The sequence below is a fragment of the Brevibacillus formosus genome (assembly GCF_003013405.1).
Lineage (GTDB): Bacteria > Bacillota > Bacilli > Brevibacillales > Brevibacillaceae > Brevibacillus > Brevibacillus formosus.
Genome location: NZ_PXZL01000003.1, coordinates 96,608 through 114,977, shown reverse-complemented (window position 1 = coordinate 114,977; position 18,370 = coordinate 96,608). Strand labels below are relative to the sequence as shown.

General features: G+C 47.5%; 3 protein-coding genes. All 3 read right to left on the bottom strand.

The genetic code is table 11. The annotated features are described in order from the left end of the window. Window positions 1–41: 41 nt before the first annotated feature. The 3 genes from C7R91_RS04310 to C7R91_RS04300 are packed head-to-tail and all read right to left on the bottom strand — an operon-like array spanning window position 42 to window position 18,353. Window positions 42–4,676 carry a type I polyketide synthase gene (locus C7R91_RS04310; RefSeq protein WP_047067160.1) on the bottom strand — a complete coding sequence of 1,545 codons (4,635 nt, stop codon included), beginning with the start codon at window positions 4,674–4,676 and terminating at the stop codon, window positions 42–44. Further along, the gene (locus tag C7R91_RS04305; protein ID WP_106786169.1) at window positions 4,669–17,196 is read right to left on the bottom strand and encodes a hybrid non-ribosomal peptide synthetase/type I polyketide synthase; all 12,528 of its coding nucleotides are present in this window, start codon (window positions 17,194–17,196) and stop codon (window positions 4,669–4,671) included. Before C7R91_RS04305 ends, C7R91_RS04310 begins: the two co-directional genes overlap by 8 nt. Continuing rightward, window positions 17,193–18,353: an acyl-CoA dehydrogenase family protein gene (locus tag C7R91_RS04300; protein ID WP_047069532.1), complete on the bottom strand. Its 1,161-nt coding sequence runs from the start codon at window positions 18,351–18,353 to the stop codon at window positions 17,193–17,195. The genes C7R91_RS04305 and C7R91_RS04300 overlap by 4 nt, the downstream gene beginning before the upstream one ends. Window positions 18,354–18,370: the final 17 nt, after the last annotated feature.

Genomic DNA, 18,370 nt, shown 5'->3' with positions numbered 1-18,370 from the left:
TATGGGGAACTGTCTTGCCATTTAATTATCCATGGATCACCTCACTCCTTCTTCCTCAAATGTAATTGTTTGGTTAAAAGGTCTCTTCCAACGACTTCCCGTTCTTTCAACCTTTTTTCCTCGAATTCATCATTTGCATCGTTTTCGTCTTGCTGGATTCTTTTCGCCAAACTAGAAATAGTAGGATTGGCAAAAAGATCGACAATCGGGATTTGTCTATTGAATTCTTCGTCCAATATAGATTTCATGCGTATCAGAGTTAAGGAGGTGGCTCCCAAATCAAAAAAATTATCATGGGTGCTGAGCTCCTGGATTCCCAAAAACTCCTCCCAAATTTCCGCTATTCTTTGCTCGAGTTGATTGGACGGCTTTTCATAATCAACCATGGAAGAAGTATTTTTCCGTTTTTTACGTGCGCTTTTGACCGATACAGCATTTCCTTCAGGACTCCCCTGAAACCGAATCCATTGATCCAGCCGCATTTCCAAATCACCGGGAGAGTGGACAAGATGGTGATAGCGATCGACTGACAGGACCCGACGAAGCGCTTCGATCCCCTCTTCCGGGGTCATGGCCAGATCACCGATCGATGACTGATACCCTATCTCGACCTTTTCGTGATTCCGCCAAGCCTCCCAATCAATGGTTTTCCATTTCACACTGCGTTGCTTATTTCTCTTATTCGTATAGGAATCCATGAAGACATTCGCTGCCGAGTACGCGGCAAAGCCATATCCGCCCAACACAGCTGCCGTCGAAGACATGAGTAGACAGAAATCAAGTGATTTTTGTTCCAAGACTTGGTCGAGTACAAGCAATCCGTCTATTTTGGGCTGAAAAATGGTTTGGCAGAGGTCCGCATTTAACTGATCGATCGGATTCAAAAATTGATCCCCCATGTTTGCTGCACAATGGAAGACGCCATGAATACTTCCATGAGTTGCTTCGATCTCAGTAATAATATGGGACATCTGCGGGTAGTCATCGACCTGCCCTCTATAAACTTCTATGGTGGCTCCCAGTTGCTCTGCTTCCATCATTTCGCGAATTCTCATGCTCCGCGGGTCATCTTCCGGATGGTTCTTCAGCCACTCTGTCCACTCCTGTTTCAATGGGAACGACCTTTGGATAATTGCAATCGTAGCCTGATACTGTTTGGCCAGATAACTGCCTATGATCCAACCGATCATGCCTGCTCCGCCAGTAATGACATACACGCCGTTTTTTCGAAAAGGATCAGTCTTCGCTTCTGTCAGCTTGATCGGTTGATAGCTGGGAACCCATCTCTGGAAATGGCGATAAGCAATCAATCTGTCCGAAACCTCGTGTGCAAACTCTTCCACCACCATTTGTGCCATCCGCTTTGCATCTTCCGCAGCTTCAAGCGCAGCGGACTGAATATCGACAGTCAAATGACGAATGTTTTGCAATTCTTGTGGAATGACATGGCCCAACCCAATGAGCGGAGAATGCTCCGGGAACAACGTTTCCTGCCCGGTGACGGCCATCGCTTCATTCGTCACAACAGCTATTCGGATGAGTCTGTGCCTGTCATAACGCTGTATGCAACGAACGATATACATGATGCTATAAAAACCAGTTTGCTGCGTCTTGTGAAAAGCTAAAACATCCAAAGGTGCGCTTGATTTATGCCCTGCACTCCACAAATGGAGTACATGATCGATTTGAATGTTGTTCTCTGTCAGGCTGACAAATAGTTTTTCGTAATCCGAAGAGGAAGTCGGATTCACCGTATAAGCACGTTCGTCGATTGCAAATTCAACACCCTCATAGATGACGATTGGGATTTGACCGGTAGATGACAGCTCCAAAATGACCTCATTGCTTAACGAATCCCGATTGGCAAACACAAGAAAAGTCTGCTGATCAGCCAGCTTGGCATTGGGAGGCAATACCTTCTGCTGCCAAAGAGGGGCATAAAACCAATCCTCGATGTGCGGCTTTTTTTGCATTATCAATTTTCTGGCGATTTGCTTGTCGTTCAACATGTGAAACGGATTACCATCCAACCAATGATAGTCGCGCTCAAATGGATAGGTTGGCAAAGATAATCTATTTCGCTTCTCATATTGGTACAGCTTCATCCAATCAATGGCATGACCTGCTCCCCAAATCTGACCCAAACGGGTGTACAGGTAATACAAATCGTCTACTTTTTCCTGTGGGTTTCGAATTATATTAAGAATCGTATGTGACGAATCACGTTGAATAAAATAACGCAGAAGCGCACTTAGGTTCCGGTCAGGTCCCACTTCAATAAAGGTTAGCGCGTCTTCTTGCAAAATTTCTTGCAAGCCGCGAGCAAATCGGATTGGATCAGTCAGTTGTCTCGCCCAGTAGTCCGGGTCTGTTGCCTCCTCGGCAGTAATCCAGTCACCGGTCATGTTGGAAATAAAAGAGATGAGTGGCGGATGTAACGAAATCTGCTTCATCTCCTCTGCGAATGCTTGCTTGATCGGCTTCATTAAATCGGAGTGAAGCGCATGGGAAGTGTCCAACCGAATACATATTTGCCGCAACGCTTTTAGCTGTTCCTCAAACTGCTCTACTGTTTCCTTGGTTCCCCCCACTACGCACGAAGGTCCATTGACGATACATAAGGAGAGATTCGCGGGAAGCAATGGCACCAACTCTGCTTCTGTCATCGGGACACTGAGCATGGCTCCCTCTTCCGTCAGCTTTATGAGCTGCCCTCTTCTAATAATCACGCGAATGGCGTCTTCCAGTGAAAAAACACCTGCCAAGCAGGCGGCGGCAAATTCCCCAAAGCTGTAGCCGATCATATAAGCAGGTTTGACGCCAAGCTCCATCAGATACTTTCCAAGCGCGTATTCAAAAATAAAGACAACCAGTTGGCTGATATCGATCTGCTTGATTTTTTGGCTGGCTTGTTCCCAATCTGTTTGCGGAAACATCCATTCTTTTATGGACACATCCAGGTAACGGTCCAAAATTTCAAAGCAGTGATCCAGCTCTTTCTTAAATATAGGCTCGAAACGATATAATCCGAGTCCCATCTCTACATATTGATTGCCCAACCCTGGAAACATGAAGACGATTTTCTTATCTGTCTGATCGATAGCACTGGTAAAAATTTTCCGTGAACGCTTCCCTTTTTCGTCTCCAATCGTTTGTAAAATGTCAACCAATTCATCGGTATGGTTGGCAACGATAAAGCGTCTGTGCTCGAAGGCTTTTCTTCCAATCTGAAGGGTAAACGCCAAATCAGCCAATGAAACATCGGGGTTTTTGCGGATATAGTCGGCCAGATTTTTGCTGGACTGATCCAAAGCACTTTCGCTTTTAGCTGAAATCAGGATGAGCTGAGATCCTCTGCCCTTTGACGACTTTACTAAAGCGGGTGCTTCTTCCAGAATGACATGCGCATTGGTGCCCCCTATCCCGAACGAGCTCACTCCTGCCCGCACTGTGTCGCTGACCGTGGATAAATCGATCAGCTTGGAATTAATCACAAAGGGAGAATCGGACAAATCGATTTTTGGATTCAGCTTTTTGAAGTGCAGGGTAGGAGGCAACAATTTATGCTGCAAACTTAGCGTTGCTTTGATAAGGCCCGCTACCCCTGCAGCAACATCCAGATGGCCGATATTAGATTTTACCGAACCGATCCTGCATACCCCTTCACCGCTGCCAAAGGCCGTACGTAACGCTTCCAGTTCAATCGGGTCCCCCAGTATGGTACCTGTGCCGTGTGTCTCTACAAACTGAATGCTCTCAAAATCAACCTCAGCCAGTTGCTGCGCCGTTTGGATCACCTCAACTTGCCCTTCGACACTCGGAGCAGTATAGGCGCTTTTTCGGGTTCCATCGTTATTAATCGCGGAGCCCTTTATCACCGCATAGATATGATCTCCATCGGCAACTGCTTCCTCATATCGTTTCAAAACGACGACTCCCGCCCCATCGCCTGGTACTGATCCTTGGCCATCCTCGTCAAACGGCCTGCAATGTCCATCCGGAGACAAGATCATGCCCTCCTGATACTGATAACCCGACTTCAATGGCAAAGAGACGCTGACACCTCCTGCCAAGGCAATATCGCATTCACCATTTAACAATGCCTGTGCGGCAAGATGGACAGCCACCAGCGATGTGGAGCAGGCTGTATTGACGGTAATACTCGGTCCTTTTAGATTCAGCCGATGCGAGATTTGCATGGACATAAAATCTTTGTTCGCTAACTGGTTAGCCGAAAATGGTCCGAGCAACTTGGAGCTGTCGGATAAAAAAGAAAGGGACTGCCAATAAAGATTACTGGCAGCTCCCGCATACATCCCGATCAAGCCCGAGTAAGTGTCAGCACAATACCCTGCATCCTCAAGTGCTTCCCAGACACATTCATGAAAAATACGAACTTGTGGGTCCATTACCTCAGCTTCAAGAGGAGAATAGTTAAAAAAGGAAGCGTCAAAACGTTCACAGTTCTCCAGGTAGCCTTTTGCCCGAACATAGTCTGGACGAGAAAGCATTTCCGGGTCCATTTCACTATCTGCCAGTTCCTCCTGGGAAAAAAACGTGATCGTTTCTTTACCATTTACCAGATTGCTCCAAAAGCCTTCGATGTCCTGCGCTCCCGGGAATCTTCCCGCCATGCCAATAATGGCAATCTCGAGTCCGTTTAGTTGTTTACTCATCACTATTTATCCCTTTTCTTTTTGATAATCGTTGTGATCTTTTGGCATTGCCCTGAAGCAACAACTCTCTACGTCTTGGCTCTGGAATCGATTGCAGACTGTCTGCATCTGTTTTCTGACTTATATAAGTAAGGAAAGATTCGATGGTTCGATATCTGTACAGATTGGCTATCGAAATGTCTCGATCAATCTTTTCCATCAGCAGCTTATGCAAATGGATGACACTGAGGGAATTGCCTCCAATCTGGAAGAAGTCATCACGTATGCTGACCTTTTCGATTTGCAGTACTTCTTTCCAGAGCAGTGACAATTGCTTTTCCATCTCGGTTTTGGGCAGAACCACTTTCTCTTTTTCCAAGCCCACCTGGATACGTGAAAGCGATTTTCTGTCAATTTTTCCGCTGGAGGTATAAGGGAGCGCATCGAGCTGCTGGTAATGGACGGGAACCATGTACACCGGCAAATGCCGTTGCAAATGTGTTTTCAGCTTCCCTGTATCAATCTTGTCCTTGGCGCTAAAAAACGCGCAAAGGACCTTGCTCTCAGCCTGCGTCCCCTGGCTGAGTACTGCAACCGTTTCGATTTGGTCGGTATAAGCTTGGATAGCCGATTCAATTTCGCCCAATTCGATCCGGAAACCCCGCAGCTTGATTTGTGTATCTTTTCTGCCCAAATAGGCAATTTTCCCGTCTTCTAGCCAACGGGCTAAATCTCCCGTGAAGTACAGCCGCTCTCCTGGAAGAATCGGCAGCTCCTTGAATTTTTCCGCTGTCAGCTCTGGACGGTTGAGATAGCCTTTCGCCACCTGGACACCTGCTATGCACAGCTCTCCCGGAACGCCAATCGGTGCGAATCCGCCCTCTTCCGTGACGATATACAAGCGAGTATTTGCCACTGGCTTGCCGATAGGGATGAGCTGGTCTTCTTCTTGGACCTCATAATAGCTGACGTCAATGGACGCCTCGGTAGGGCCGTACAGATTGTGCAATTCCACTCCCGGCATTTTTCGGAAGAAGCGATCCTTTACTTCGATGCTCAGCTCTTCACCACTGCAGATGCAGCGCTTCAATCGGGAAAAAGAAGCTGCTTCCGGCAGCGCATGAAGGAACCCTGCCAGCATGGAAGGCACGAAATGCAGCGTCGTAACCTCCTGCTCGCAGATGAGGTTGTAGAGATAATCGGGATCTTTTTCTCCCCCCGGCTTCGCCAAGCATAATACCCCGCCGATCATGAGCGGGAGAAACAGCTCCCACACGGAAACATCAAACGTATAGGTGGTCTTTTGCAGCACGACCTCCTTGTCGTCCATCCCGTATTGATCGGCCATCCAGCGCAATCGGTTGGTCATACCGCCATGGGTCAAAAGGACCCCTTTCGGATTACCTGTGGAGCCCGATGTGTAGAGCACATAGGCCAAATCATCGGGATGAAGCTGTATGCCTGGATTGGTACACTCATAACTGGCGTATCGCGCGGCATCTTCCAAATCATAGACGGCTATCTCTGTAGTTCCCATAGCACGGACTTTGTCAATCAACTCTGTATGGCTCAGGACGATGCGGATTCCACTGTCTTCGAGCAAGTACTGAATTCGCTCTCCTGGAGTAATGGGATCGATGGGCAGATAAGCACATCCCGCCTTTTCAATGGCGAGCAGTCCAATAATCATGACAAAGGAGCGTTCTGCCATGATGCCCACAATCTGATTTTTCTCGCAACCTTGTTCGAGCAAGAATCGAGCGACCTGATTCGCCCGTTCGTTTAACTCGCGGTATGTCAGGCTCTGCCCTTCCCACACAACTGCACTTTCATGGCCCCGTACACTGGCCTGTTCCTCGATAAGAGCAGTGACGCTTTGGCTCCAGTCCTCATTCACCTGCGTTTGGTTGAACCCTTCTCGAAGCAGGTGCTCTTCTTCCATAGAAATCAAACCAATCTCCCTGATTTGTTGGTCAGGGGACTGCAAAATTTCGTCGACGATCTGCTGGAAATGTCTGCCCATGCGCTCAACCGTAGATGCTGTAAACAGCGCAGTCGCGTACTCGATGGCAAATCCTATCTTCCCTTGCTCTTCCCACGTTTGCATCATCAGGTCAAACTTGGCGATGCCGCTGTGGAAGTCATAACGTTGGACATCCAGACCACGGATGATCAATTGGCTGCGATCCCGTTGTTCCCACGTAAACATCGTGTCAAACAGAGGATTGCGACTGAGATCTCGTTCCTTCTCGATTTGTTGCACAAGCTCCTCAAAAGGATAGCTTTGATGCTCAAACGCTTGCAGGCAGTACGCTTTCAGCTCTTGCAGGTAATCATCTACGCGCTTGTCGCCTTCCGGGTAGCTCCTCAGTGCGAGTGTATTAACGAAAGCCCCGACAGTCTCCTCGGTCTCCACACCGAAACGACCGGCAACTGGGGTTCCGATCATGATTTCTTTTTGACCACTATATTTGGTCAGCAGGATGGAGAAGCAGCCAAACAGCAGCATAAACGGCGTCAGTTGCTGCGTGCGGCAAAACTCCCGGAGTGCAGCAGCCTTCTCATCCGCCAAAACAAACCGACTAATCGACCCGGCAAAATTTTTGATAGACGGCCGGCGGTAATCCGTCGGCAAATCAAGGGTTTCGTAGCCGTCTCTGTATTGCTGTAACCAAAAATCTGCTTCCTTTTGCCAAAATGCCGTGTCCCTGCTTTGCTGCCATACAGCGAAATCTTTGTACTGAACCTTTGGTTCCCCCAAGGTCTGACTATCGTAATAGGCCAGAAAATCATTCACCAGCCGTTCAATCGACAGCCCGTCAGAAATGATGTGATGCATATCAATCAGCATGACATGGCGCTGTTTTTCCACGCAGACCAGGCGAATTCGCAGCAATGGTGCTTGGTCCAGCGAAAACGGACGAACAAAGCCTTCTAGCGTTTCATCTACACTTGCTCCCAACATCTCCGCATATTCAATGGCAAAAGATGCATCGGGTACGATTTTTTGCACTAGATCTTGTCCGATCAGCTCAAAATACGTCCGCAGCGCTTCATGCCGTTGCAGCAATAATTCGCACGCAGCCTGCACTAGTTCCCGATCTAGCTTTCCTTCCAGTACGAACACACCGGGGATGTTGTATGCCATACTGTTCTCATCAAATTGATGTAGGGCATACAGCCTTTTTTGTTGGGATGATACCGGGTAGTACGGCGCTTCCGATGCTTTTGGAATCACGACTGCCGTCTGCGGCGTTTTTTGCAGAATGAGCGGCACCAGTTCCCGGATCGTAGGATGCTCGAACACCTCCTGCATCGTCAACTGTACTTGGAAGGCGGCGGAAATTTTTGATTTTAATACAATTGCTGCTAACGAATTGCCTCCCAATTCAAAAAAATGATCTGTGGAGGAAAGGTTCTCAATGTTTAGCGTCTCTTTAAAAATAGAAACCAGAAGCTGTCCTTCTTTTCTCCTAAAGATTTCAGGAGATGGCATTTCTATGTTGTCGCTAACTGTTATATGCGGCAACGCTTTTCTATCGATCTTTCCGCTGGAGGTATAAGGCAGTGCATCGAGCTGTTGGTAATGGACGGGAACCATGTACGCCGGCAAATGCCGTTGCAAATGTGTCTTCAGCTTCCCTGTATCGATTTTGTCCTTGGCGCTAAAAAACGCGCACAGGACCTTGCACTCAGCCTGCGTCCCCTGGCTAAGTACTGCAACCGTTTCGATTTTGTCGGTATAAGCTTGGATAGCCGATTCAATTTCGCCCAATTCGATCCGGAAACCCCGCAGCTTGATTTGTGTATCTTTTCTGCCCAAATAGGCAATGTTCCCGTCTTCTAGCCAACGGGCTAAATCTCCCGTGAAGTACAGCCGCTCTCCTGGAAGAATCGGCAGCTCCTTGAATTTTTCCGCTGTCAGCTCTGGACGGTTGAGATAGCCTTTCGCCACCTGGACACCTGCTATGCACAGCTCTCCCGGAACGCCAATCGGTGCGAATCCGCCCTCTTCCGTGACGATGTACAAGCGGGTATTTGCCACTGGCTTGCCGATAGGGATGAGCTGGTCTTCTTCTTGGACCTCATAATAGCTGACGTCAATTGACGCCTCGGTAGGGCCGTACAGATTGTGCAATTCCACTCCCGGCATTTTTCGGAAGAAGCGATCCTTTACTTCGATGCTCAGCTCTTCACCACTGCAGATGCAGCGCTTCAATCGGGAAAAGGAAGCTTCTTCCGGCAGCGCATGAAGGAACCCTGCCAGCATGGAAGGCACAAAATGCAGCGTCGTAACCTCCTGCTCGCAGATGAGGTTGTAGAGATAATCGGGATCTTTTTCTCCCCCCGGCTTCGCCAAGCATAATACCCCGCCGATCATGAGCGGGAGAAACAGCTCCCACACAGAAACATCAAACGTATAGGTGGTCTTTTGCAGCACGACCTCCTTGTCATCCATCCCGTATTGATCGGCCATCCAGCGCAATCGGTTGGTCATACCGCCATGGGTCAAAAGGACGCCTTTCGGATTACCTGTGGAGCCCGATGTGTAGAGCACATAGGCCAAATCCTCGGGATGAACCTGTATGCCTGGATTGGTACACTCATAACCCGCGTATCGCGTGGCATCTTCCAAATCATAGACGACTGCCCCCGCAGCGTTTACTATGCCAACAAGTCCCGCGTGGCTCAAGACGATGCGGATTCCACTGTCTTCGACCATATACTGGATTCGCTCCGCTGGGGTAGCGGGATCGATGGGCAGATAAGCACATCCCGCCTTTTCAATGGCGAGCAGTCCAATGATCATGGCAAAGGAGCGTTCTGCCATGATGCCCACAATCTGATTTTTCTCGCAGCCTTGTTCGAGCAGGAATCGAGCGACCTGATTCGCCCGTTCGTTCAACTCGCGGTATGTCAGGCTCTGCCCTTCCCACACAACTGCACTTTCATGGCCCCGCACGCTGGCCTGTTCCTCGATAAGAGCAATGACGCTTTGGCTCCAGTCCTCATTCACCTGCGTTTGGTTGAACCCTTCTCGAAGCAGGTGCTCTTCTTCCGCTGAAATCAAGCGAATCTTCCTGATTTGTTGGTCAGGGAACTGCAAAATTTCGTCGACGATCTGCTGGAAATGTCTGCCCATGCGCTCAACTGTGGAGGCAGTAAACAGCGTGGTCGCGTACTCGATGGCAAATCCTAACTCCTCTTGCTCTTCCCACGTTTGCATCATCAGGTCAAACTTGGCGATGCCGCTGTGGAAATCATAACGTTGCACATCTACTCCATGGATAATCAATTGGCTGCGATCCCGCTGTTCCCACGTAAACATCGTGTCAAACAGAGGATTGCGACTGAGATCTCGTTCCTTCTCGATTTGTTGCACAAGCTCCTCAAAAGGATAGCTTTGATGCTCAAATGCTTGCAGGCAGTAAGCTTTCAGCTCTTGCAAGTAATCAACGACGCGCTTGCCCCCCTCTGGGTAGCTTCTCAGTGCGAGCGTATTAACAAAAGCCCCGACAGTCTCCTCCGTCTCCACACCGAAACGACCGGCAACCGGGGTTCCGATCATGATTTCATTTTGACCACTATATTTGGCCAGCAGGATAGAGAAGCAACCAAACAGCAGCATATACGGCGTCAGTTGTTGCGTGCGGCAAAACTCCCGGAGTGCAGCAGCCTTCTCATCCGCCAAAACAAACCGACTAATCGACCCGGCAAAATTTTTGATAGACGGCCGGCGGTAATCCGTCGGCAAATTAAGTGTTTCGTAGCCGTCCTTATATTGCTGTAACCAAAAATCTGCTTCCTTTTGCCAAAATGCTGTGTCCCTGCTTTGCTGCCATGCAGCGAAGTCTTTGTATTGAATCTTTGGGTCCCCCAAGGTCTGCCCATCGTAATAGGCCAGAAAATCACTAACCAGCCGTTCACTCGACAGTCCGTCAGAAATGATGTGATGCATATCGATCAGCATGACATGGCGTTCTTTTTCTACGCAGACCAGGCGAATTCGCAACAACGGTGCTTGGTCCAGCGAAAACGGACGAACAAAGCCTTCTAGCGTTTCATCTACACTTGCTCCCAACATCTCCGCATATTCAATGGCAAAAGATGCATCGGGTACGATTTTTTGCACCAGATCTTGTCCGATCAGCTCAAAACACGTCCGCAGAGCTTCATGCCGTTGCAGCAATCCATCGCATGCAGCCTGCAATCGTTCCCGATCGACCAATCCATGCAGGAGGAACACACCCGGGATGTTGTATGCCGTACTGCTCTCATCAAATTGCTGTAGAGCATACAGTCTTTTTTGCTGGGATGATACCGGGTAATGTGGCGCTTCCTGTGCTTTTGGAATGACGACTGCCGTCTGCGGCGTTTTTTGCATGATTAGCGGCACCAGTTCCCGGATCGTAGGATGCTCGAACACCTCTTGCATCGTCAAATGCACTTGAAACGTATCTGTCATTTTGGAGACAAGTGAAATGACTTTAAGCGAATCAAATCCTGATTCAAACAGATCATCATCTTCCCCAACATGAGGTCCTCCGATGATTTCGGATACTACCTGAGAAAGGATGGCTCCTTCTTTCGTTGTAAACTTGTGCACGGCTTGAATCGAAACGGGGTCTTGTCCAAGCAACGGCTTCTCGTTGGCACTCACCCGCTTGCCGTGGCTGCTTGTGTCGAAACGGAAATTGTTTATCCAGTAACGCTTTTTTTCAAACGGGTATCCTGGCAGAGAAACTCTCCTACGCTTTTCTTCGCCGTAAAACCGTTTCCAGTCAATGTCGATTCCATATAACCATAATTGCGCAACTGTCTTTAAAAAGAATTCATCATCCGCTACTTTCATTTGCTCAACTCGAATCGTATCGAGAATCTGTTGATTGCGCTCAGGATACAGGAACCTCTTCGCAAGCGTGCACAGATTTCGTCCCGGCCCTATCTCGATAAATAAGGTATGCTCATGCATCGCCAGCTTCTTAATCCCTTCCACAAAACGAACAGGCTCGCGCAAATGACGAAGCCAATATTCGGGATCGACAGCTTCCTCAGGTGTGATTGCATTACCTGTTAAACTGGAGAAAAACGGAATAACAGGTGGATGGTACGAAATGCTGCGAACGTATTCACTTAGGTCTGCCATCATGGAATCCAGCATCTTGGAATGACCGGCATGCGAAATAGCAAGCCGCATGCTTATGATATTGTTTTGCTTCAGCGAAGATTCGAATTTGGCAATATCCTCCTTGCTCCCGGAGACAACACAAGACTCATCGTTCACTGCTGCGATCGACAGTTCATTTGGAAGCATGCCCAGCAATTCCAATTCCGGCAACGGCACCGTTAGCATAGTCCCTTCAGGCAGTCCCTCCATCAGACGTCCCCTGTGATAGGTTAAAAACAGGGCCTCTTCCAGCGAGAAAACTCCAGCTAGGCACGCTGCCACATACTCCCCTATGCTGTATCCGATCATGCTTAGAGGAGTTATATGCCACTCCATCAGCATCAAAGCCATAGAATACTCAACGGCAAAGTGAAGAGGCTGGGAAATGCTCTGTCTATGAATATCCGTTCCTGTTTGGTTGTCAGTCTTTTCTGGATACAGATAGTCTTGATACCGGACACCCGAGATTTTTTGCAAAATCGTGAAGCATTCATCCAGCTTCTCTCGAAAAATCGTCTCGTGTCGGTAAAGATCCAGGGCCATATTCACGTATTCCGCGCCTTGACCCGTAAACATAAATACAATAGAAGGCGTTTGTTCGGAAGCCACGAAATCCAATGACTTGCGTGAATCCTTCTCCGTTAATATTTCAATAGCCTGTCTCACTTCCGAACAAAGGAATACAGAGCGGTGCGAAAAACGCTTCCGTCCTACCTTCAACGTGTAAGCTGCATCGGCTAAATGAATGTTGTGGTTGCGCTGGAAATTCTCTCGAATCTGCCCTTTTATCTTCTTCAACGCCGTATCGTTTTCCGCGGATAACGTTATGATTTGGAATCGTCTTTTGGTCGGCGTCTTTATAACGGGCGGAGCTTCTTCCAGAATCACATGGGCGTTGCTCCCCCCCTGTCCAAAGGAACTCACACCAGCCCGAAGAGGGAACAAATCTTCTGTTCGCAAGTCACGAAGTTGCGTGTGCGGGTAAAAAGGAGAATTCTGAAAATCGATTTGCGGATTGACCTCATCAAAATTGATGGTAGGCGGAATCATCCGATTCTTCAGCGACAAGGATGTTTTCATTAAACCCGCAATCCCTGCCGCTGCTTCCAAATGTCCGATATTCGTCTTGACGGAGCCAATTCCGCAATAGTTTTTCTTATCCGTATCAAAGGCCATTTTGAGTCCTTCGATTTCAACGGGATCACCCAAAATCGTTCCAGTCCCATGAGCTTCAATATAATGGAGCTGTGTAGACCCGAGTCCGGAGCGTTGGATTGCTTTCTGGATGACAGCTGCTTGTCCTTCAACACTCGGGGCGGAGTACCCCACTTTACGGTTTCCATCATTATTTACCGCAGAAGACTTCACAACCGAATAGATATGATCCCCATCTGCAAGTGCATCCTTCAATCGTTTTAATACGACAAGTCCCACGCCATTTCCGGTCACCGTGCCTGATGCTTTTTTATCAAAGGCTCTGCAATGTCCATCCCTTGATAAAATCATTCCCTCCTGGTGGATATACCCCATCTCGTCCAGCAAAGAAACTGTAGCCGCTCCTGCTATTGCTATGTCACACTCTCCAAAAAGCAAATCTTTGTAGGCACGATCGACGGCAATCAGCGAAGTGGAGCAAGCTGCTTGGACCGTGATAGCTGGACCCCTCAAATTCATGCGATACGCAATCAGTGTTGCAAATGAATTGCTGTTAACATGATAAATTTGATATTGATCGGAGGCATAAAGAGACGGTGAAAACTTTTCGGGTACCCAGTAAATATTGTAGGAGGAGCCGACATACAAACCGATGGAGCCTGGGTAGGCTTCAGGTTCATATCCTGCATCTTCCAAGGCATGCCAAGCACATTCATGAAGCAAGCGAATTTGTGGGTCCATTTGCTTGGCCTCTGTAACCGTATATCCAAAGAAATCTGCATCAAAACAATCGATATCCTCCAGTTTCCCCTTTGCTTTAACAAAATGGGGGTTGTTCAACAACTCGCGATCGATGCCGAATGCTTGCATTTCTTCATCCGTATAAAACTTGATTGTTTCCGTTCCGTTCACCAGGTTGCTCCAAAACTGCTCTTTGTCAGCCGCTCCTGGAAATCGGCCAGCCATCCCAATGATGGCAACATCCGTGTCTTGATTGTCTATGGCTTGAAGCGGGACGATTTTAGGCTTTTCATCTTTTGTATGGGTAGTCATGCTGTGAACCTTGGTTTTCGCATGGAAGTATTTTGCAAAATCATAAATCGTCGGATAGGTGAAAATAGTCTGTATCGAAACTTCCGTATTGAATTCGGCTTTCAATTCATTACATAAATAAATGACTTTGATCGAGTCGCCTCCGACATCAAAGAATCGGTCGTGTATGCCCACTCGCTCGATTTTCAGTACTTTTTTCCATATATGAGCAATCTTTGTTTCCAGCTCGCTCCTTGGTTCAACTGTTTTTTCCGAAACATTCAATGGATTTTTTTGGAGTTGTACCAAAGCTTTTCGATCCACTTTCAAATTGCTGGTGTACGGAATTGCTTGTATACGGTAGTAAAAAGACGGAATGGCGTAATAAGACAGCTTGTCCTTTAGAAAATCTTTACAATCTGCCCAGTTGAAATCGCCTTCGATGACCATATACGCAGCCAGAGACGAATCATTCTTTTCTTTTATCTCTATGACAACGGCATCTTTTACTGATGGAAATTTTTTCAGGGTGCTTTCAACCTCGGCAATTTCTATGCGATGTCCCCTGATTTTGACCTGATCGTCTTTTCGTCCAACAAACTGCAACGTTCCATCTGGCAGCCAATAGGCATAATCACCCGTACAATATAATTTTTCGCCTGGTTGAAATGGATGAGGTATAAATTTTTCCTCAGTGAGTAGAGGCTGGTTTAAGTATCCCTTCGCTACTCCTTTTCCTGAGATGCACAGTTCACCCGGGTACCCGAGCGGGCGCAATGTCCTCTCTTTCGACAAGAGATAGATTCCCGTATTGGCAATAGGTTTTCCGATGGCAATCGATTCATCAAGCAGGTGGACAGTAGACCACACAGTCGTTTCAGTCGGGCCATAGACATTGTAAATCGGCTGCTTAGTTATTTTGCGCAAAGATTGATATAAATGTTCCGACAGTCCTTCTCCGCCGATCAATATCTTTTTCAATTGCTGCAGGCTGTTAGCACGTGATGAATTCACAAGCATTTTCATCCGAGATGGAGTCGCTTGGAGAATCGTAACCGAATTTGCTTCGATCAATCGCATTATTTCATCTGGGTCCTTTAACGCCATATCGTTCGCCAATACGATTTTCATTCCAAGACATAGCGGCGCCAATGATTCCAGGACAAAAATATCAAAAGAATAAGTAGTGAGAGCGAGTATGGCATGATCAGGCTCAAAACCGATCTCTTTTTCCATTCCGTAGATGAAATTAACGACGTTTTCGTGTGTGATCATCACACCCTTGGGAACCCCTGTCGATCCGGATGTATAAATCACATAAGCCAGATCATCCGACGAAGGCGGAGCAATTGTCACTTCCCGCGCGCGTTGCTGTATGTCTTGCAAGCCATAATACCCTTCGCTCTCTGTATGATCCATGCACACAACGGTTTGGAAAGCTGGACACTTCGCTTGAAGAGCAGCTAGTATATCGCCGTATTTCTGCTCGGAAATCACTACTTTTACATGCCCGTCGTCAAGCATCGTCGAGCAACGTTCGAGTGGCAGCATCGGATCAATTGGCACATAGGCGCCGCCGGCTTTTAATATTCCGAGCATGGCGATTAACAGTTCTGGCCTCCTGTCCATGAACAGACCCACGCACTGGTTGGAGTGAATGTCCACATCCCGTAATAAAATTGCCAACTGATTCGCTTGCTCATTGATTTGCCGATACGTGAAGCATTGGTCTTGGTATATAAGTGCAATACGATCCGGTGTTTTACATACCTGCTCTTCAAATAACTGTGAGATGCTTTTCTCGGATGGCATCCACACTTTTGTATCATTCCACTCATACAGCAGCTTCTGTTTTTCTTCGGGAAAGAGAAAGTCAACAGCGCGAATGCTTGCAAGCGGCTGTTCTACAAGCCAAGAAAGTATCGTCTGATAGCGCGCACATAGTTCCTCTACGAATGTCTCGCTATAGATGCGATTGTCATAGTCGACAACAAACTGAATCGAATTCCACAGCGTGATAAAGATCGTGAGCGGATAATTGGTTTCTTCTCTATATGAAAAGGAATCAATAACAATATTCCGATTATTCGAATGATGTTGAAGCGGATAATTTTCAACGACAAGAATTGCATCAAATAGCTCTTTTTCAAAAGGCAACGCACTGTATTTTTTTATATCCCGCAATGGGGTAGAACCAAAGTGTTTTCGAGCATTCATGGAGGCAAACACCTTTTCCAAAAATGCCTGGAGAGATTCATCTGGATCGATCGCAATTCTAAGTGGCAACGTATTGATAAACAAACCCACCATCTCACCGATTCCCTCGAGAGACTCTTCCCTCCCTGAGATGGTCGTTCCAAAAACTACGTCTTTGTTGTCTGTATAAAAATAGTGCAGCAACGCCCAAGCCCCATACAGATAACAACCGATTGAGTGCTTTCCTTGACGCTTGATTTCATCGTGTAGGGACTGAGGTAGTGCCAGACGGACCTGTTTTTTCCCCTCATCATCCTGACTGCTAGCGCGATTCGCTGGAATGATCTCCTGAAGCCAGACCGGATTTACGTCTTGCAGATATGTGGTCCAGAAGCTTTCTTGCTCAGCTTTGTCTTTTTTCTGGATCCATTTGATATAGTCTTTACCTTTCCTTTTCGAGGGAACGGACAGCTGACGCTGATCCAGCAGTTGTTGGTACGCCTCTATAAATTCAGTCAAAAGGATGCCCGTACTCCATCCGTCAAACAGAATATGGTGATGACTCATGATCAGTTGAAAGTCTTCGTCACCCAATTTGTACAGGCTGATTCGAAACGCGCCTTCCCTCAGATCAAACTTGTTTTCTCGATCCTCGTCCAGTATTTTTGCCACAAATGCGTTACGGTCCTCTCGCTTCTGTTCCGATACATCAATGACTCGCAGAAAGTCTTGCACCTCTTTTACGATGATGAGAAGAGGCTCTTTTACCCCTTCCCATCGAAAAACGGCACGTAGCATCTCATTTACTGAGACGACGTGCCGCCAAGCCTGTTGAAAAGCAGAAATATTTATAGCTGAGGAAATATGCAAGCTGATTTGTTCAAAATATAGCGAGCTGTCTGGTTCTTTTAAGTAATGAAACAACATTCCTTCTTGCATCGGACTAAGAGAAATGATGTCGCTGACTTGGTTGGCATCTAATTTTTTCATAGTCCCGTAACCCTCTTAGGCTGATAATGTCTATTTGCGGCATGCATCGCAATGATTTGCTGCTGAATTTGCGAAGAGCCTTCAATGATCTCCAGTACTTTCGCCTCTCGAAAAAGCCGTTCTACCGGATAGAGGTTGCAGCAACCGTTAGCGCCGAGGACTTGAACTGCATCGGAGGCAACCTTGTTGGCCACCACTGACGAAAAGTATTTCGCCATTGTCGTTTGTACGATCGCATCCGGGTGATTATCCGCACGCATCCGAGCAGCCTCCTTGCATAGCGAACGGGCAGCATGAACGTTCGTAGTGGCGTCGCCAATGATGCCTTTGATTAGTTGAAAGTTAAAGATTTTCTCTCCGGATTGGGTTCTTTTTCTCGCGTACGTAACCATTACTTCCAACGCCTCCTGTGCCAACCCGACACCCATCCAGGCGACATTAAATCTTCCCTGATCCAGAGCGAAGTTGGCAACACCCGTGAAGCCCATTCTTTCCTTGCCGATCAGCCTCTCGCTGCCCACTTCTACGTTCGTCAATTCAATATCCGCAAGCTGTGAAGCTGCACAAGAGAGCAGCCCCTGTATCTTTTGAACGCGAACTCCCTCTTGTTCACAGTCGACGATAAAGGCACTGATGCCATTCCCCGATGAGTCCGACGCTATGACAATAAAAAAGTCGGCAATCTCTCCGAACGATATCCATTTCTTGCGCCCCGTTATCCGATATTTGTCTCCTACTTTTTCGTAAGAGGTTTGCACATCCTTCGCACCGCTTCCCACGCCCGGCTCAGTCAACGCAAAAGCACCGATCTTCTCCCCCCTCGCGATAGGAAGAACGTACTGTTCTTTTTGGTACTCGGTCCCCCAGCGAATGAGTGTTTCGCCTACCAATCCGGTTGTAACCGTCAGGAGCATTGCAGCAGACAAAGCGCCTTTGCCAATCTCTTCAACCATGCTCCCATATTCAAGCGGGTGCAGCTGCAAGCCCCCATATTGCTCAGAAAAGCTTGCAGCCAAATATCGTTTGTTCCCCATTTTTTTGATTAGTTCCCTTGGGAGTGCTTGTTGCTTTTCAAAATCAGCAGCATATGGCCTAATTTCTTCGTCTATAAATTGTCTTACTTCTTCAAGAATGCTATGCGGGCTTGTTATCTTCATTTTCATTCAATCCCCAT

Bases quoted from the DNA above. Each gene is read 5' to 3' on its own strand.
- C7R91_RS04310 (WP_047067160.1), bottom strand. From the start codon at position 4,676: ATGAGTAAACAACTAAACGGACTCGAGATTGCCATTATTGGCATGGCG.
- C7R91_RS04305 (WP_106786169.1), bottom strand. From the start codon at position 17,196: ATGAAAAAATTAGATGCCAACCAAGTCAGCGACATCATTTCTCTTAGT.
- C7R91_RS04300 (WP_047069532.1), bottom strand. From the start codon at position 18,353: ATGAAGATAACAAGCCCGCATAGCATTCTTGAAGAAGTAAGACAATTT.